The sequence below is a fragment of the Demequina sp. NBRC 110053 genome (assembly GCF_002090095.1).
Lineage (GTDB): Bacteria > Actinomycetota > Actinomycetes > Actinomycetales > Demequinaceae > Demequina.
Map to the genome: position 1 here is coordinate 1695600 of NZ_BBRJ01000002.1, position 17043 is coordinate 1712642.

The following is a 17043-nucleotide window of genomic DNA, read 5'->3' on the forward strand; positions in this document are numbered from 1 at the left end:
CAGGAGGAATGGTATCCGTCACATAGGACCTCCGGCCGATGCGCTCTCAGGTTGGGCATGGGAACATTGATCAGTAGGTAACCGTTGGGAGAACCGTGGAGGAGGCACAGCACATGACGCACACGCACGCGCCAAGCGCGACCGCAGCGCCCGCCTTCACGTCCGAGACCCTTCCGCCCGAGCTGACGTGGGAGCGGATCGTCGAGGAGCACTCGGGCCGGGTCTACCGGCTCGCCTATCACCTCACCGGGAACCAGCACGACGCCGAGGACCTCACGCAGGATGTCTTCATCCGCGTGTTCAACTCGCTGTCGCAGTACAAGCCCGGCACCTTCGAGGGCTGGCTGCACCGCATCACGACCAATCTGTTCCTCGACCGCGTGCGCCGCAAGAAGCGCATCCGGTTCGACTTCATGGCAGATGACGACGTCGCGGTGGCGACCTCCGAGAGCTTCGATCGCCACGAGCGCTCGGGCCAGCCAGAGGATGCCTTCGACATGTCCCACCTCGGTGACGACATCGTCGCGGCGCTCGCGGATCTGCAGCCCGAGTACCGTGCCGCCGTCGTCCTGAGCGACATCGAAGGACTCTCGTACGAGGAGATCGCCGCCACGCTCGGCATCAAGATGGGCACCGTCCGCTCCCGACTTTCTCGCGCCCGCGCGAAGCTCCGTGAGTCCTTGGCTCACCGCGCGCCGGTGCGAGGTGGAGTGTGAACGAGCACCACCTCGGCGAGAGCGTCCACGACCTCCTCGACAACCGGCTGAGCCCTGCGCAGGCCGCGCGCGCCATGCACCACCTCGAGGCGTGCGTTGAGTGCCGCTCGCGGTGGGACGAGCTGCGCGCCGCACGCGAGGCACTCAAGACGTCGGAGGCAGGCATCGACCTGCGCTTCACGCAGCAGCTGCTCGACCGGGAGCGCATGGCGCAGATCGCCCAGGGAGAGTCGAAGCAGCGCGCCCGGGCCGCCCGCCCGCCGGACCGCAGGCCCATGCTCGCCGTGGCCGCCGTGGTCGCGGTCCTGACCGTCATGGTCACCGCCGGATACGTCGCGGGCGAGCCCGATGAGGTCGCGCTCGAGTTCGCCGAGCCCGAGGAGACGGTCGCGGCCTCCGCCGCCGTGACGCAGGTGGGGGCGCAGGCGATGCGCTCGGGCGAAGAGCTGCGAAGCTGGGTGCACCCCGACTGGGAGAGCACCGGGCTGGTGCCCGTCGAGGCGCGCGTGATGCGCTCCTCGACCGGAGAGAACGTCCTGGTGGCGTCGATGCTGGCTCGCCTCGAGCCCATCCTCGTCGCCCAGCAGCATGGCCAGCTGCCGGGGGTCATCGCCGAGTACTACGAGAGCGTGGACCTCGGTCACACGGTCGCGTATGTGCTCAGCGAGCAGCCCCGCACGCTGGTATGGCAGACCGGAGATGTGGTGATCTCCCTGAAGTGCACGTGCACTGCGTCGACGCTCGAGGCCGTGGCCTCCGCGTTCCCGGCGCATGGCGAGCCGACCTTTGTTGACCGCGTCACCGACGGATTGAGCGAGATCGCCGACGTCGTGACGCCATGATGCGTGAGGAGCATCCCGTGTCTGACCCGACCTTCGCCCCGCCAGGGGCACCCTCCAGCGCGCCCGCCGCACCCCCGCGCGCGGACCGCGAGCCCGACCTGAATGCCACCCAGCCACTGCCGCACGGAGCGGCCGTGACCGGTGCCGCGCACGCTGACACCAGCGCCGCGCAGCCGCCTCAGGCGCCGCAGCCCGGCAGCTTCGCGCCCGGCGCGGATGGCGTGATGTACACCGGCGAGCCGCAGCACGACGGCTCGGGCTACGAGCCGCCGGAGCCGCCCGTCGAGCAGAAGGCCCCGCGCGGGCGCGTGCGGAAGTCCACCGTGGCTCTGATCCTCGTGTCCGCGCTCATCGTGGGCGCAGGGGCCGGACTCGGCGGCGCATGGATCTACGACGAGTACCTCGAGCCCACCCCGACCGTGCAGGTCGCGACCGGCGATCCCGTCGATCGCGCGGAGGACTCCGTGGCGGTGGTCTCCGCCGCCGTGATGCCGTCCGTGGTGTCGATCGAGGCATCCTCTGGCGCCCTCGGCGGCGGCACCGGCTCGGGGTTCGTGATTCGCGAGGACGGCTACATCCTCACCAACAACCACGTGGTCGAAGGCGCCGAGAGCATCACCGTGGTGATGTCGGACGGGTCGGAGTACGACGCGGATCTCGTGGGCGCGACCGGCGACTACGACCTCGCAGTCATCCAGATCGAGGCCGACGGCCTCACCCCCATGACGTTCGCCGACTCCGATGACGTCGTGGTCGGCGACGAGACCATCGCCGTCGGCTCGCCCCTTGGCCTGACGGGAACCGTGACGACGGGCATCGTCTCCGCCGTCCACCGCCCCGTGACCGCCGGCGACAGCAGCGGGCCGGCGTACATCGACGCGATCCAGACGGACGCGGCGATCAACCCCGGCAACTCAGGTGGGCCGCTGCTGAACGCCAAGGGCGAGGTGATCGGCGTGAACTCGGCCATCGCGGCGCTGCCGGGCCTCACGCGCACGAGCACCGGCTCCGTCGGGCTGGGATTCGCGATCCCGTCGAACCAGGCTCAGCACACCGCGGAGCAGCTCATCGAGACCGGCTCCGCCACGTATCCCGTGATCGGCGTGCAGCTCGACGGCCGCTACACCGGCGAGGGCGTGCTGATCCTCGACGACGAGACCGGGGTGGTCGAGGGCGGGCCCGCCGACAACGCCGGCCTCGAGCCGGGTGACGTGATCACCGCCATCAACGGCCGGCCCATCACCCAGTCCGACGAGCTCGTCGTGCAGATTCGTGCGCAGGCTGTGGGTGACGACGTGACCCTCACCGTCGAGCGCGACGGCGACGAGCGCGAGGTCGTCGTGACGCTCGACTCGAGCTCCGCCGTCGAGTTCGACACTGGTGAGCCCGAGCCCGACACGCAAGAATAGGGCCCATGCTGGGCATCAACGGCTGGGAGTTCCTGGTCCTCATCGTGGTCGCGATCGTCGTGATCGGACCCGAGCGGATGCCCGAGTACGCCCGCCAGCTGAGAGAGTGGGTCGTGTCGATGCGCGACCTCGTGAACTCCAACAAGGACACGCTCACGTCCGAGCTGGGACCCGACGTCGACTGGAAGCAGTACGACCCGCGCCAGTATGACCCGCGCCGCATCGTGCGCGAGGCGCTCTACGAGCCCACGCCGTCGGCGGCGGCCGCACCTGCGGCCGCCGCCGCGGCTGCTCCGGAGCAGGGAGCGCCGGCCCCCTACGACTCCGAGGCCACCTAGCCACCGCATCGGCGCTGCGCGATGGCGGCCCTCTGTCGTGAGCGAAGGAGGCCCCACTCGTCCTCGAGGGGGAGCGCCGATGCGCGGGTTGGGCTCCCGTGCGCGCGTGGGCAAGAATGGGGGCATGAAGCCTCGCGTGTTCTCGGCCATGCAGCCCACGGCAGACTCCCTCCAACTCGGCAACTACCTGGGGGCTCTGGTGCAGTGGGTGAGGCTGCAGGACACGCACGACGCCATCTACAGCGTGGTGGACCTGCATGCGCTGACGGTGGCGCCGGACCCGGAGGTGCTGCGCCGCCGGAGTCGTGCCACGGCCGCCCAGTTCCTCGCGGCGGGAGTGGATCCGCAGCGGTCCATCGTGTTCCTCCAGTCCCACGTCGCGGAGCACGCGCAGCTCGCCTGGCTGCTGAGCACGTTCACCGGCATGGGCGAAGCCGGCCGGATGACGCAGTTCAAGGACAAGTCCGCCAAGGTCGGCGAGGCCGGCACCAACGTGGGCCTCTTCACGTACCCGATTCTGATGGCGGCTGACATCCTGCTGTACGACACTGATCTGGTGCCGGTGGGCGAGGACCAGCGCCAGCATCTCGAGCTGTCGCGCGACCTGGCGGAACGCCTCAACACCCGCCTGGGTGAGGGCTCGGTGGTGGTGCCCGATGCGCACATCGTCGAGTCGGTCGCGAAGATCTACGACCTCCAGGACCCCACCAAGAAGATGTCCAAGTCCGCGGTGAGCCCCAAGGGCACGATCGAGATCCTCCAGGACCCCCGGCAGGTCGCCAAGAACATCAAGTCCGCCGCCACGGACTCCGACGCGGTCATCGCGTTCGACCGGGAGGCGAAGGCGGGCGTGTCGAACCTGCTGACCATCTACTCCGCGCTCGACGGCCGCTCCGTCGAGCAGCTGGTCGCGGACTACGAGGGCAAGATGTACGGCCACCTCAAGGTGGACCTCGCCGAGGTGGTCGTCAGCTACCTCACGCCGCTCCGCGACAGCGCGATGGAATGGATCGAGTCGCCCGCGCGGTTGGACTCGGTACTGGAGGAGGGCGCCGCGAAGGCTCGCACGATCGCCAGCGCGACGCTCGCACGACTGTACGAGCGGGTGGGCCTGGTGGCCCCGACATCCCGGAGGTGAGTGTGTGGCGGGCGACGACGCATCGCTGACCGAGCGCGGCAAGTCCGCGGTAGCGAAGGCGAAGACGCTCAAGGAGCGCTTCGACGCCACCCACGCGGGGCGCACGCTCGAGCGGTACAACGATCGCAACGGGTCCGTCATCGCGGGCGGCATCGCGTTCTTCTCCTTGACGTCGATCGCGGCAGGACTGCTGATCGCCGTGACCCTGGCGAGCTGGTTCATCGCAGGTGATGAGGAGCTGAGGGACACGATCTTCGAGTTCATCGACGACGCGATCCCCGGCGTGGTCGCCACCGAGGACGAGTCGGGCCTGGTCGACCCTGCCGCGCTCGCCCCCACGGCTGTGACCGGGGTGGTGGGCGCCGTCGCGTTCCTGATCCTGTTCAACACCGCGGCGCGCTACATCAGCGGCATGCGCATGGGCGTGTGGGCCATGCTGCAGGTGGATGATCGGACGCCTCTGCAGGGCAAGCTGCGGGACTTCGCTGCGCTGCTGGGCATCGCGCTGATGGTGCTCCTGGGCGTGGGCCTGCAGATCGCGACGTCGGTCGTGGCCAACGAGGTGGCGAATCTGCTCTTCGACTCAGCGCCGCAGGAGTGGGCCGTGCGCCTGTCGGGAATCGCGGTGCTGTACGTGGTCGACATGGCCTTCGCCGCGATCGTGCTGGTGTTCCTGGGCGGCGTGCGACTGCCGCGCCGGTACGTGCTGACGACGCTCGCGGTCGCGGCGCTGGGCATGGCGGTCCTGCGCCAGGTGATGTCGCTCATCATCCAGGGCGTGTCGGACAACGCCGTGCTCGCACCGTTCGCCGGCATCCTGACCCTGCTGCTGTTCACCAACTACACCGCCCGCATCATGCTGTACTCGGCGGCCTTCCTGGGCACCTATCGCAGGTCGGGGCCGCTCGCGAAGGAGGAGCTGTCGCCGGCCTTCGCCGCGTTCGTCCGCGACGATGCCCGAGCGAGCATCACGGAGGCTGGCACCGGAGTGGTCACCATCGACACGGGCCCGCGCCACCCCGACCTGCTGCTCGAGCGCGACAGTGAGGACGTCGTCTCCGTCAGCCTCGCGCCGGTGGTGGGCGAGCCGTGGAGCGCCATGCGGTCGCCGTCCCTGCGCGCCGCGGAGCGCTACGCCGCCCTGAGCCTCGCCAGCATCGCGCGCGATGCCCATGGCGTCGAGGGCAGGCTGGTGGTGCACAGCGCCCGCGACCTGTGGCTGCCCGATGTGACAATGGCCCACGACGAGGACAGCGAGCACCCGTTCGTGCTCCTCGTGAGCGGCGAGGAGCTCGCGCGCTTCTCTCGTGCGAGCGACGCCCGCGAGGCCGCGGTGTATCTCGCCGCCCCCATCGAGGAGCTGACCCAGTCGATCCTCGAGCCGGACGGCGGCGCCCTGCTCGGAACCCCCGATGGCGGACTGCAGCGCATCGGCGATCGCGTGCGCTCCTGGCTGCGGCGCTAGCCTGCGCCCCGACGCGCACGTGGGCGGTGAGAGGTGCGCCACTGCCTGCTGGCCGATGACGGCCGCGCCCAGTACAGTCTGCTCGGACGCCGCGCGACGATCGCGCCACGCTGAGAGAGGACCCGAGCCGTGACCACGCAGGACCCGTTCCAGAATCCCCCGTCGACGGGCGGATGGGCCCCCGAGTCGGCGGCGCCGCCGACCCCCGAGTACCAGGTCAACACCTACGGCGCGGGAGACACCGCAGGATACTCGAGCCCACCGTCGTATGCGTACCCGTCGCCGGCTGCGACCGCCACCCAGTCGTCCTCATATCCGGCGCCCCCGTACCAGCAGGCGTCGTCCTCGCCTTCGGGCGGCACCGATGGCGTGTCGATCGCCGCGCTCGTCACCGGCATCCTGGGTCTCGGCTTCGTCGCCACCATCCTCGGGGCGATCGGCCTTCGCCGCACGGCCGACGGCGACCGGTCAGGCGCGGGCATGGCGTGGGCGGGCGTCGTCCTCGGCATCCTCGGCACCATCGGGTGGAGCGTCGTGATGGGGTTCTGGATCGCCACCGCGAACGCGGCGTTCTCGACGTTCGAGGAGGAGTTCTCGGCGGGGTTCGAGGAGGGCCTCGAAGGCTCCGCCTACTCGGGCGACGGGGACTTCACGGCGAGCCCCACGTACGGCGACGACCCGGCGCTCGACGCGCTGTGGGACGCATGCGAGGCGGGCGACGATCCCGCCTGCGACGACCTGTACGAGCAGGCCGAATGGAACTCCGGCTACGAGGCCTTCGGCGACGCGTGTGGCGGGCGCGGGCGACCGGTGAGCCAGCTGTGGTGCGAGGATGGCCGCGGCTTCTGACGGCCGACGCGCCTGAGACATGCAGCGAGGGCGGCCCCCCGGTGGGGGGCCGCCCTCGCTGCTGCGTGCCGGGGCGCGGTCGGGCTCAGACCTCGCCGGAGGTGAGCGCGCGCTTGACCTCGGCGATCGCCTTGGTCACCTCGATGCCGCGCGGGCACGCCTCGGTGCAGTTGAAGGCGGTGCGGCACTTCCACACGCCCGCCTTGTCGTTGAGGATCTCGAGCCGGTCCCATTCGCCCTCGTCGCGGGAGTCGAAGATGAAGCGGTGGGCGCCCACGATCGCCTGAGGCCCGAAGTATTGGCCGTCCGTCCAGAACACCGGGCATGCAGTCGTGCATGCCGCGCACAGGATGCACTTGGTGGTGTCGTCGAAGCGCTCGCGGTCCTCGGGCGACTGGAGCCGCTCGCGCTCGGGGGCCGGCCCGCTGGCCATGAGGAACGGCATGATGTCGCGGTAGGAGGCGAAGAACGGCTCCATGTCGACGATCAGGTCCTTCTCGACCGGGAGGCCCTTGATGGGCTCGACGGTGATGGGGCGCGCGGGGTTGAGGTCCTTGAGAAGCGTCTTGCATGCCAGGCGGTTGCGCGCGTTGATGCGCATGGCGTCGGAGCCGCACACGCCGTGCGCGCACGAGCGACGGAACGCGAGCGAGCCGTCCTGCTCCCACTTGATGGCGTGAAGCGCGTCGAGCACGCGGTCGGTGGCGTGGGCCTGGACCTCGAACTCCTCCCAGTACTCGGTGCCGGGCTCGCGCCCGTCGAGGCCGTCGGGGTCGTGGCGGAGGATCTTGAGCGTCACCGTGAAGGACTCCACGGCGCCCACCTCGGGCTCTGCCTCGGCAGTCGCGGTCATGTCATCCCTCCTAGTACTTGCGTTCCATGGGCTGGTACTTGGTCACCACGACGGGCTTCCAGTCCATCCTCAGCCCGTCGGGCGTCGAGTACACCATGGTGTGCTGCATGTAGTTCTCGTCGTCGCGGGTGGGGAAGTCCTCGCGGTAGTGGCCGCCGCGGCTCTCCTTGCGGCCGTCGGCGCCAGCGATGACCACCTCCGCCAGCTCGAGCAGGAAGCCCAGCTCCACGGCCTCCAGCAGGTCCGTGTTGAACCGCGTTCCACGGTCGTGGATCGCGATGCTCTCGTACCGCTCGCGCAGGTCCCTCACCACCGATGCGGCCTCAGCGAGCGACTCCGCGGTGCGGAACACCTGGACGTTCATGTCCATGGTCTCCTGCAGCTCCTTGCGAATCTGGGCGACCCGCTCGGTGCCCGAGCCGCCGACCGTCTCCCGCAGGGAGGTGACCATGCCCTCCACCCTGGAAGCCGCATCGGCTGGCAGCGCCGGACCCGCGTCGATGGAGGTCGCGTACTCCGCCGCGGCGATGCCCGCGCGACGCCCGAAGACGTTGATGTCGAGCAGCGAGTTGGTGCCCAGGCGGTTGGCGCCGTGAACGGACACGCAGGCGACCTCGCCGGCGGCGTAGAGTCCCTTGACCACATCGGTGTTGTTGCGCAGCACCTCGGCGTTGACGTTGGTGGGCACGCCGCCCATCGCGTAGTGCGCGGTGGGGAACACGGGCACCGGCTCGGTGTAGGGCTCGACGCCCAGGTAGGTGCGCGCGAACTCGGTGATGTCCGGCAGCTTCTCGTCGATGTGCTTGGGCTCGAGGTGCGTGAGATCGAGCAGCACGTAGTCCTTGTTGGGTCCGCAGCCGCGACCCTCGCGCACCTCGTTCGCCATCGCGCGCGCGACCATGTCTCGGGGCGCGAGGTCCTTGATGGTCGGGGCGTAGCGCTCCATGAAGCGCTCGCCCTCGGAGTTGCGCAGGATGCCGCCCTCGCCTCGCGCCGCCTCGGACAGCAGGATGCCCAGGCCCGCGAGGCCCGTGGGGTGGAACTGGAAGAACTCCATGTCCTCGAGCGGCAGGCCCGCCCGCAGCGCGATGCCCATGCCATCGCCGGTGAGCGTGTGCGCGTTCGAAGTGGTCTTGAAGACCTTCCCGGCGCCGCCCGTGGCGAACACGACGGACTTGGCGCGGAAGGTGTGGACCTCGCCGGTCGACAACTGGTACGCGACCACGCCAGCGACAGCCACCTCGTCGCCGTCGGCAGCCGCCTGCGGGTCGCCGTCGAGGATCAGATCCAGGACGTAGAACTCGTTGAAGAACTCCACCTCCTGCTTGATGCACTGCTGGTACAGCGTCTGCAGGATCATGTGGCCGGTGCGGTCAGCGGCGTAGCAGGCGCGGCGCACGGCGGCCTCGCCGTGGTTGCGGGTGTGGCCGCCGAACCGGCGCTGGTCGACCTTGCCGGCCGTGGTGCGGTTGAAGGGCAGACCCATCTTCTCGAGGTCGAGCACGGCGTCGATGGCCTCCGTGCACAGGATCTCGGCCGCGTCCTGGTCCACCAGGTAGTCGCCGCCCTTGATCGTGTCGAAGGTGTGCCACTCGGCGTTGTCGTCCTCGACGTTGGCGAGCGCCGCTGCCATGCCTCCCTGCGCCGCCCCGGTGTGGGAGCGCGTGGGGTAGAGCTTGGTCAGCACCGCGGTCTTGGCCCGCTGGGAGGACTCCAGGGCCGCGCGCATACCGGCGCCGCCGGCACCGACGATGACGACGTCGTACTCGTGCTCGGTCATACGACACTCTCGCAGAAGCTCGGGACTCCCGGCATCAGATCGCCGGAGGAGTCGAGGGGACAGGCGTCGAAGGTCCAGATCACCAGCGACCCCAGCACGATGATGACGACCATGGTGATGAGCAGCGCCCACTGGAGCGTCGCGCGCAGCCATGGCCTCCTCGCGTAGTCGTCCACCAGGATCCGCATGCCATTGGTGCCGTGCGTCATCGCGAGCACCAGCATGGCGAAGTCCCACCACTGCCACAGCGGGTCAGCCCACTTGCCGGCGACGAAGGCGAAGTCGATCTGGCTCACGCCGTCGCCGACCATGAGGTTGACGAACAGGTGGGTGAAGATCAGGGCGATGAGGATCACGCCGGAGATGCGCTGATACATCCACCCCCACCGCTGCGTGCGGCCCAGGGTGCGCAGGTTCGCGGGCCGCTGGCGCGGCGTGGTCAGCTCGGGAGCGGCCATCAGTGAGCGCCCCCGAACACGTTCATGAGGTGGCGCGGCAGGAAGCCGGCCATCAGCACGGCGAAGATGCCCCACACGATCCATACGAGCATCCGCTGGTGGCGCAGCGCCCAGTTCCAGCGGTCGACGGCGATCACGCGCAGGCCGTTGAAGGCGTGCAGGATGATCGCGCCCACGAGACCGGCCTCGACGATCCCGAAGATGGGGGACTTGTAGTGCCCGATGATGAGGTTGTATGCCTCAGGCGACACGCGCACGAGCGACGTGTCGATCACGTGGATCACCAGGAAGAAGAAGATCGCGACGCCGGTCGTACGGTGCACGACCCACATCCACATGCCTTCGCGGCCTCGATACAGCGTGGGTGCGGGGGACACGGGTTTCTCCCTTGAGGTCATGCGTGTGTGGTGTGTCTGTGTGGTGCTTCTGCGGTGCCCCCATCCTAATGTGGACTCCGTGACTCAGAATTCCACGCCCTCGCGCACGATCGACGGCTTCGTCCCCGTGGTGCCGGCGGGCGGGGTGGGATCGAGGCTGTGGCCGCTGTCGCGACCCGACAGGCCCAAGTTCCTGATCGACCTGCTCGGCACCGGCTCGACACTGATCCAAGACACGGTCGCGCGGCTCGCCCCCCTGAGCGCCGAGGTGATCATCGTGACCGGCGAGCGGCACGCCTCCGCGGTCGCCGCCCAGCTGCCCGATCTCGACGAGCGCGCCATCGTCGCGGAGCCCAGCCCGCGCGACTCGATGGCGGCCATCGCGCTCGCGGCAGCGCTCATCGAGCAGCGCCACGGGGAGCAGATCATGGGCTCCTTCGCGGCGGATCACGTCATCCCCGACGCCGATGCCTTCCGCGAGGCGGTGGCGACGGCGGTGGGCGCCGCTCGGACCGGCAAGGTCGTCACCATCGGCATCGAGCCCACCGGGCCGTCGAGCGCGTTCGGCTACATCCGCTCGGGCGCAGCGCTGGCCGATGCCCCGGGAGCGTTCGAGGTCGAGGCGTTCACCGAGAAGCCCGACCACGAGGCGGCCGCGGCGATGCTGGCCTCAGGGGGGCACGTGTGGAACGCGGGCATGTTCGTGGTGTCGACCTCCGTGCTGCTGGGCCATCTCGCGCGCCTGCAGCCGTCCCTCGAGGCCGGAGTGCGGCGGATCGCCGCGGCGTGGGACGGGCCCGGCAGGGCCGATGCGCTCGCGGAGATCTGGCCCACGCTCACGAAGATCGCCATCGATCATGCGATCGCCGAGCCGGTCGCCGCCGAGGGCGGCGTCGCCGTGGTGCCCGGCTCGTTCGCATGGGACGACGTGGGTGACTTCGACGCGCTCGCATCGATGCTGAGCGCCGATGCGGATGGCGTGATCCGCATCGGCCGCGATGCTCCCGTCTCCGTCGTCGACGCTCCGGGAGCCGTCGTGGTCGGCGGCACCAAGCCGCTGGCTGTGGTGGGCATCGCCGATGCGGTGGTCGTCGAGACCGACGAGGCGCTGCTGGTGCTGGGCCGCCACGCCGCTCAGCGGGTCAAGGATGTGCGGCTCTAGCAGGCAGGTCCCTCCCGAGCCACGCCCTGGACGCTGCTGGCGTGCCATCGCACGCGCACGAGATGTGCGCTAGATCACACCTACCAGGGCGGATCGATACCAAACCGTTGCCGTGCCGCAACGTCTGGGCGAGAACACGAAACAAAGCGCACGTAGCATGGGAGCCGACGCACCTGCCTGGCGTACCCAACAGGCACGACCCAAATGTGAGGGAACTACACATGAAGAACACGATTCGCTTCGGTGCCATCGCCGCTGCTGGTGCGCTCGCGCTCGCCGCGTGCGGAACCGCCCCCGAGGAGGAGCCCACGGCTGCCGAGACCGGTGGCACCGAGTCCGAGGCGCCGGTCGAGGAGGTCGACTTCAAGGCCTGCATGGTGTCCGACCAGGGTGGCTTCGACGACGCCTCTTTCAACCAGTCCGCATACGAGGGCCTGCAGCGTGCCGCCGACGAGCTCGGCGTCGAGATCGCGCAGGCCGAGTCGACCGCCGAGTCTGACTACGGCCCCAACCTCGACGCGCAGGTCGCTGCGGGATGCGACCTCATCATCACGGTGGGCTTCCTCCTCGGTGACGCGACCCTCGCCGCCGCGCAGGCGAACCCTGACGTGAACTTCGCGATCGTGGACTTCGGCTACGAGGAGCCCGTCGAGAACATCAAGCCCCTCTTCTACGAGACCGACGAGGCGGCGTTCCTCGCCGGCTACGCCGCCGCCTCGGCGACGCAGACCGGCACCCTCGGCACCTTCGGTGGCATCAACATCCCCACCGTGTCGATCTTCATGGACGGCTTCCTCGCCGGCGCCAACTACTACAACGAGCAGAACGGCGCGGACGTGACGGTGCTCGGCTGGGACGGCGCTGACGGCTCGTTCACCGGCGACTTCGAGAACCAGGCCAACGGCCAGAACACGGCGCAGGGCTTCCTCGACCAGGGCGCGGACATCGTGATGCCCGTCGCCGGTCCGGTGGGCCTGGGCGCGGCGCAGGCCGTGCAGGCGGCAGGCGACGCGTGGCTCATCGGCGTCGACTCCGACTGGACGCAGTCCGCTCCCGACTACGCCGACGTGATCTTCACCTCGGTGCTCAAGAACATCGGCAACTCGGTGTTCGACACCATCGAGGCCTCGATGACCGAGTACACGAACGAGCCCTACGTCGGCACCCTCGAGAACAGCGGCGTGGGCGTCGCGGACTTCGCCGAGGGCACCGTCTCCGATGAGGTCGTCTCCGAGCTCGAGACCATCGCCGCCGCGATCATGAACGGCGAGATCGAGCCGTCGACCGCGGGCTAAGTGCCTGATAGGGGACATATCTCCCCACCCCCAACTCGCGAGGGGCGTGCCGCTTGGACGCGGCACGCCCCTCGTGCTTGACTTGAGGAGCCGCGCGGGCGGCTCGGTGCTGAGAGGACGATGGCGTGAAACTTGAGCTCCGTGAGATCACCAAGCGGTTCGGTGACTTCACCGCGAACGATGCGATCAGCATCACGGTCGAGAGCGGCACGGTTCACGCGCTGCTGGGGGAGAACGGCGCGGGCAAGTCGACGCTGATGAACGTCCTGTTCGGGCTGTACGACGCCGACGGGGGCGAGATCCTGCTCGACGACGAGCAGGTGACGTTCGCCGGGCCAGGCGACGCCATGGCGGCCGGCATCGGCATGGTCCACCAGCACTTCATGCTCGTCCCGGTGTTCACCGTCGCGGAGAACGTGATGCTCGGCCACGAGCAGGTGAAGGGACCGGCGAAGCTGCTCGACGTGGACGCCGCGCGCGAGAAGGTCCGTGAGCTGTCGGAGCGCTTCGGCTTCGACATCGATCCCGACGCGCTGGTCGAGAACCTGTCCGTGGGCGCGCAGCAGCGCGTCGAGATCATCAAGGCGCTGTCGCGCGACGCGGAGGTGCTGATCCTCGACGAGCCGACCGCCGTCCTCACGCCACAGGAGACCGACGAGCTGCTCGAGATCGTGCGCCAGCTGCGGGACTCCGGCACGGCCGTGGTGCTCATCACCCACAAGCTCCGCGAGGTCAAGGCCGTCGCGGACACCATCACCGTCATCCGTCGCGGCAAGGTCGTCGGCACCGCGGAGCCCAGTGCTTCGCAGGAGGAGCTCGCGTCCCTCATGGTGGGGCGCGACGTGTCCATGACCGTCACCAAGGGAGACGCCGAGGTGGGCGGCGTGATGCTCGAGGTCATGGACCTCACCGTCGTCGACGAGGACACGCAGGTCACCGTGCTGGACACCGTGTCCCTCGACGTCAGGCGCGGCGAGATCCTCGCCGTCGCTGGCGTCCAGGGCAATGGGCAGACGGAGCTCGCGGAGGCCCTGCTGGGCGTCATCAAGGCGGACTCGGGAAGCGCGCTTCTCGACGGCGAGGAGCTGCTGGGGCGTTCCATCCGCGACAACCTGGACGCGGGCATCGGGTTCGTGCCCGAGGATCGCACCGAGGACGGGGTGGTCTCGGCCTTCACCGTCGCGAACAACCTGATCCTGGACCTGTACGGCCACGCGCCGTACTCGCGCCGCGGCGCGATCGATCCGAAGGCCGTCGCCAACCACGCCGACGAGCAGGTCGAGCGGTTCGACGTGCGCACCACCTCGATCGAGTCGCTCACGGGCGCTCTGTCGGGTGGCAACCAGCAGAAGGTCGTCCTCGCTCGCGAGCTCGCCAGGGACCTCAAGCTGCTCATCGCCTCTCAGCCCACGCGAGGGCTCGACGTCGGGTCCATCGAGTTCGTGCACAAGCGCATCATCGAGGAGCGCGACAAGGGCGTCGCCGTCCTCATCGTGAGCTCGGAGCTCGACGAGGTCTACGCGCTCGCCGACCGCATCGCGGTCATGTACCACGGGCGGATCGTCGACATCGTCGAGCCCGACACCGATCGCGACACGCTGGGCCTGATGATGGCCGGCGCACACGGAGCTGAGGAGGAGGCCGCGTGAGCGACCAGCAGAAGCCGCGCGGCAAGGGCAAGGGAAAGAGCTCGGGCAAGGGCGCGCCACAGCGCGAGGCCGAGGCGACCGACACCGAGAGCCCCTCTGGCGACGTTCGCGAGGACTCGGCCACCGCGTCGGCCTCCTCGACCGATGCGACGGCAGTGGAGGCCACGGCGCCCGAGCCCGAGGGCTCGGGCGGGAGCACCGAGCCCGCGTCGTCGGACGAGCAGGCGCCACGCGCGCAGTCGGTGCTGAGGGAGATCCTCGAGAGCTCGACCCTCGTGGTGATCATGGCGATCCTCGCGTCGCTCGCGATCGGCGGATTGCTCATCGTCTTCGCGGACGAGGCGGTCCGCGAGGCATCGGCGTACTTCTTCTCTCGCCCCGGCGACACGTTCTCGGCCATGGCCGATGCGCTGGGCGCCGCCTACTCCGCGATGTTCCAGGGCGCGGTGCTGAACGTCGACGCCACCACGTTCGCTGGGATGATCAAGCCGTTCACGCAGACCCTCACGATGGCGACGCCGCTCATCTTCGCTGGCCTCGGACTCGGCATCGGGTTCCGCGCGGGCCTGTTCAACATCGGCGCGCAGGGGCAGCTGCTCATCGGCGCGACGCTCGGCGCCTACGTGGGGTTCGCGTGGCACCTGCCGTGGGGCATCCACCTCATCGTGGCTGTCCTGGGCTGCGCGCTGGGCGGCGCGATCTGGGGATTCATCCCCGGCTTCCTCAAGGCGCGCACGGGGGCACATGAGGTGATCGTCACGATCATGCTCAACTACATCGCGCTCAACCTGGTGTCCTGGCTCCTCACGCTCGACACCTTCCAGCGCGAGGGCTCCGACAACCCCATCACGCCGGTCGTCGACGAGACGGCGCAGTACCCGCTGATCCTCGGATCGGGGTTCAACCTCCACCTGGGCTTCCTGCTCGCGCTCGCGTGCGCGTGGGGCGTGTGGTGGCTCATGGAGCGCTCGACGCTGGGCTTCGAGTTCCGCGCCGTGGGCGCCAACCCCCACGCCGCGCGCACCGCCGGCATGAGCGTGTCGAAGGCCTACATCCTCGTCATGGTGATCGCTGGTGCGCTCGCGGGTCTGGCGGGATCGGCGCAGGTGCTGGGGACCGAGAAGGTGCTGACGACCGCCACGGCTGGCTCGCTCGGCTTCGACGCGATCACGGTCGCGCTGCTCGGGCGCTCGCGTCCGCTCGGAACCGTCATGGCCGCGATCCTCTTCGGCGGCCTCCGCGCATCGGGCCCGACGCTCCAGGTGCAGGCGGGGCTTCCCGTCGACATCATCTTCGTCATCCAGGCACTGATCGTGCTGTTCATCGCCGCCCCGCCGCTGGTCAGGAGCATGTTCCGCCTGCCTGCACCGGCTCATGAGAAGGAGGTGGCGGCATGAGCACGACCGCCGTCGACGCCCCCGCAGCGCCCGGATCGAGCGCGCCGCGAGGCCCCCAGCGGACCAAGTCCTGGAGGGCCACCATCGGCCTCGGGGTGGTCGCGCTGCTGTCCCTGCTCGTGTTCGGGCTCGGCACGCCCACCGGCGTGGAGACCACCTTCAGGGTCGCCACGAGCACGGACTTCATCCAGCTCCCCAGCCTCACCGTCCCCGCGAAGGCGGCCGCCGTCACCCTGTCGCTCCTCGCGCTCGCGTTGGTCGGCTTCGTCGCCTACCGCGCGAACCAGTACCGCAAGGTCGGGATCTGGCTTCCGATCGTGTTCGGCATGGCGGTCATGGGAGCCCTGCTGACGTGGGCCGGAGCCGACCGGTCCGGCACGACCATCCAGCTCACGGGGCTCCTGACCTCCGCGCTGTTCCTGTCCGTGCCGCTCGTCTTCGGCTCGCTCGCCGGCACCCTGTGCGAGCGCTCGGGCATCATCAACATCGCGATCGAAGGGCAGCTGCTCGCCGGCGCGTTCCTCGCGGCGCTGATCGCCTCGATGGTCGGCAACGCCTACGTGGGCCTCATCGCCGCCCCCATCGCCGGCGCTCTGGTGGGCTGGCTGCTCGCCGTGTTCTCGACCAAGTACTGGGTCAACCAGATCGTGGTCGGCGTGGTGCTCAACCTCCTGGTCCTGGGGCTGACGAGCTTCTTCTTCAGCACGCTGATGAGCGACAACCCCGAGCTCAACCAGCCGCTCAACATGCCCGACATCGCGATCCCGCTGCTGTCCGGCATCCCGGTGATCGGCCCCGTGCTCTTCGACCAGAACCTGCTGGTGTACATCATGTACGCGGCGGTGGTCGTCATCCAGATCATGCTGTTCCGGTCGCGCTGGGGGCTGCGTGTGCGCGCCGTGGGCGAGCACCCGAAGGCAGCGGACACCGTCGGCATCAAGGTCAACCGGACGCGCGTGCGCAACACGGTCCTGGGCGGTGCCGTCGCCGGGCTGGGCGGCGCGTTCTTCACCGTCGCGTCGGGCCTCGCCTTCGGCAAGGACATGTCCGCCGGCAAGGGCTACATCGCGCTCGCGGCGATGATCCTGGGCCGCTGGAGCCCCAAGGGCGCGCTGGCGGCCGCGCTGCTGTTCGGCTTCGCCGACGCTCTCCAGCAGCAGCTCGGCATCATCGGCTCCGACATCCCGTCGCAGTTCCTGCTGATGACGCCGTACCTCGCGACCATCTTCGCGGTCGCCGGACTCGTGGGCCACTCCCGCCCGCCGGCCGCGGAGGGCACGCCCTACAAGAAGTAGTTCCGCCATCACCAGAAGTG

The 17043-nt window shown here is 69.4% G+C and carries 16 protein-coding genes; 12 read left to right on the forward strand and 4 right to left on the reverse strand.

All coding sequences use genetic code 11. The features are described from left to right. Nucleotides 1-113 precede the first annotated feature (113 nt). From sigE to B7K22_RS08005, 7 genes are all read left to right on the forward strand, one after another. Complete coding sequence (gene sigE, locus B7K22_RS07975; RefSeq protein ID WP_084039398.1) at nt 114-716, forward strand: RNA polymerase sigma factor SigE; 603 nt, start codon at nt 114-116, stop codon at nt 714-716. Further along, nucleotides 713-1558 (forward strand): anti-sigma factor, encoded by an 846-nt coding sequence (locus tag B7K22_RS07980; RefSeq protein WP_084039399.1) that lies wholly within the window; start codon nt 713-715, stop codon nt 1556-1558. The genes sigE and B7K22_RS07980 overlap by 4 nt, the downstream gene beginning before the upstream one ends. 17 nt (nt 1559-1575) lie before the next feature. Beyond that, nucleotides 1576-2967 carry a S1C family serine protease gene (locus tag B7K22_RS07985; RefSeq protein ID WP_234983354.1) on the forward strand — a complete coding sequence of 464 codons (1392 nt, stop codon included), beginning with the start codon at nt 1576-1578 and terminating at the stop codon, nt 2965-2967. Nucleotides 2968-2972: 5 nt separating this feature from the next. Further along, on the forward strand, nt 2973-3305 hold the full coding sequence (locus B7K22_RS07990) for a twin-arginine translocase TatA/TatE family subunit (protein WP_084039400.1): 333 nt from the start codon (nt 2973-2975) through the stop codon (nt 3303-3305). A gap of 124 nt (nt 3306-3429) precedes the next feature. Beyond that, nucleotides 3430-4443, forward strand: a complete 1014-nt coding sequence (gene trpS / locus B7K22_RS07995; protein WP_084039890.1) for a tryptophan--tRNA ligase — start codon at nt 3430-3432, stop codon at nt 4441-4443. A gap of 4 nt (nt 4444-4447) precedes the next feature. Beyond that, the gene (locus tag B7K22_RS08000) at nt 4448-5908 is read left to right on the forward strand and encodes a YihY/virulence factor BrkB family protein (protein WP_084039401.1); all 1461 of its coding nucleotides are present in this window, start codon (nt 4448-4450) and stop codon (nt 5906-5908) included. 129 nt (nt 5909-6037) lie between these two features. Next, nucleotides 6038-6757, forward strand: coding sequence for a DUF4190 domain-containing protein (locus tag B7K22_RS08005; RefSeq protein WP_084039402.1), 720 nt, complete (start codon nt 6038-6040; stop codon nt 6755-6757). Between the two features lie 85 nt (nt 6758-6842). Here the strand turns inward: B7K22_RS08005 and B7K22_RS08010 are convergent, their stop codons facing one another. Genes B7K22_RS08010 through sdhC form a run of 4 tightly spaced genes read right to left on the reverse strand, consistent with a single transcriptional unit; the run spans nt 6843 to nt 10246 of the window. Beyond that, the gene (locus tag B7K22_RS08010; RefSeq protein WP_084039403.1) at nt 6843-7610 is read right to left on the reverse strand and encodes a succinate dehydrogenase iron-sulfur subunit; all 768 of its coding nucleotides are present in this window, start codon (nt 7608-7610) and stop codon (nt 6843-6845) included. Nucleotides 7611-7620: 10 nt separating this feature from the next. Next, a complete protein-coding gene (sdhA, locus tag B7K22_RS08015) occupies nt 7621-9390 on the reverse strand; it encodes a succinate dehydrogenase flavoprotein subunit (RefSeq protein ID WP_084039404.1) in 1770 nt (589 codons plus the stop codon). Beyond that, nucleotides 9387-9848 carry a succinate dehydrogenase hydrophobic membrane anchor subunit gene (locus B7K22_RS08020; protein WP_144276302.1) on the reverse strand — a complete coding sequence of 154 codons (462 nt, stop codon included), beginning with the start codon at nt 9846-9848 and terminating at the stop codon, nt 9387-9389. Before B7K22_RS08020 ends, sdhA begins: the two co-directional genes overlap by 4 nt. Continuing rightward, nucleotides 9848-10246, reverse strand: a complete 399-nt coding sequence (gene sdhC / locus B7K22_RS08025) for a succinate dehydrogenase, cytochrome b556 subunit (RefSeq protein WP_084039405.1) — start codon at nt 10244-10246, stop codon at nt 9848-9850. The genes B7K22_RS08020 and sdhC overlap by 1 nt, the downstream gene beginning before the upstream one ends. Before the next feature lie 49 nt (nt 10247-10295). On the opposite strand from sdhC, the gene B7K22_RS08030 reads away from it, so the two are divergent. The 5 genes from B7K22_RS08030 (at nt 10296) to B7K22_RS08050 (ending at nt 17023) form a co-directional block, all read left to right on the forward strand. After that, nucleotides 10296-11387 carry a mannose-1-phosphate guanylyltransferase gene (locus B7K22_RS08030; RefSeq protein ID WP_371327661.1) on the forward strand — a complete coding sequence of 364 codons (1092 nt, stop codon included), beginning with the start codon at nt 10296-10298 and terminating at the stop codon, nt 11385-11387. Nucleotides 11388-11608: 221 nt separating this feature from the next. Then, nucleotides 11609-12682 (forward strand): BMP family protein, encoded by a 1074-nt coding sequence (locus B7K22_RS08035; RefSeq protein WP_084039407.1) that lies wholly within the window; start codon nt 11609-11611, stop codon nt 12680-12682. Between the two features lie 125 nt (nt 12683-12807). Next, nucleotides 12808-14331 carry an ABC transporter ATP-binding protein gene (locus tag B7K22_RS08040; protein ID WP_084039408.1) on the forward strand — a complete coding sequence of 508 codons (1524 nt, stop codon included), beginning with the start codon at nt 12808-12810 and terminating at the stop codon, nt 14329-14331. Further along, the gene (locus B7K22_RS08045) at nt 14328-15728 is read left to right on the forward strand and encodes an ABC transporter permease (RefSeq protein ID WP_234983356.1); all 1401 of its coding nucleotides are present in this window, start codon (nt 14328-14330) and stop codon (nt 15726-15728) included. Before B7K22_RS08040 ends, B7K22_RS08045 begins: the two co-directional genes overlap by 4 nt. Continuing rightward, nucleotides 15725-17023 carry an ABC transporter permease gene (locus tag B7K22_RS08050; protein WP_144276303.1) on the forward strand — a complete coding sequence of 433 codons (1299 nt, stop codon included), beginning with the start codon at nt 15725-15727 and terminating at the stop codon, nt 17021-17023. Before B7K22_RS08045 ends, B7K22_RS08050 begins: the two co-directional genes overlap by 4 nt. The last annotated feature ends 20 nt before the right edge of the window (nt 17024-17043 follow it).

Excerpts from the sequence above, each read along its gene's own strand:
- B7K22_RS08035 (WP_084039407.1), top strand. The coding sequence starts at position 11,609 with ATGAAGAACACGATTCGCTTCGGTGCCATCGCCGCTGCTGGTGCGCTC.
- B7K22_RS07990 (WP_084039400.1), top strand. The coding sequence starts at position 2,973 with ATGCTGGGCATCAACGGCTGGGAGTTCCTGGTCCTCATCGTGGTCGCG.
- B7K22_RS08050 (WP_144276303.1), top strand. The coding sequence starts at position 15,725 with ATGAGCACGACCGCCGTCGACGCCCCCGCAGCGCCCGGATCGAGCGCG.
- B7K22_RS08010 (WP_084039403.1), bottom strand. The coding sequence starts at position 7,610 with ATGACCGCGACTGCCGAGGCAGAGCCCGAGGTGGGCGCCGTGGAGTCC.
- sdhA (WP_084039404.1), bottom strand. The coding sequence starts at position 9,390 with ATGACCGAGCACGAGTACGACGTCGTCATCGTCGGTGCCGGCGGCGCC.
- sdhC (WP_084039405.1), bottom strand. The coding sequence starts at position 10,246 with ATGACCTCAAGGGAGAAACCCGTGTCCCCCGCACCCACGCTGTATCGA.
- B7K22_RS08020 (WP_144276302.1), bottom strand. The coding sequence starts at position 9,848 with ATGGCCGCTCCCGAGCTGACCACGCCGCGCCAGCGGCCCGCGAACCTG.
- trpS (WP_084039890.1), top strand. The coding sequence starts at position 3,430 with ATGAAGCCTCGCGTGTTCTCGGCCATGCAGCCCACGGCAGACTCCCTC.
- sigE (WP_084039398.1), top strand. The coding sequence starts at position 114 with ATGACGCACACGCACGCGCCAAGCGCGACCGCAGCGCCCGCCTTCACG.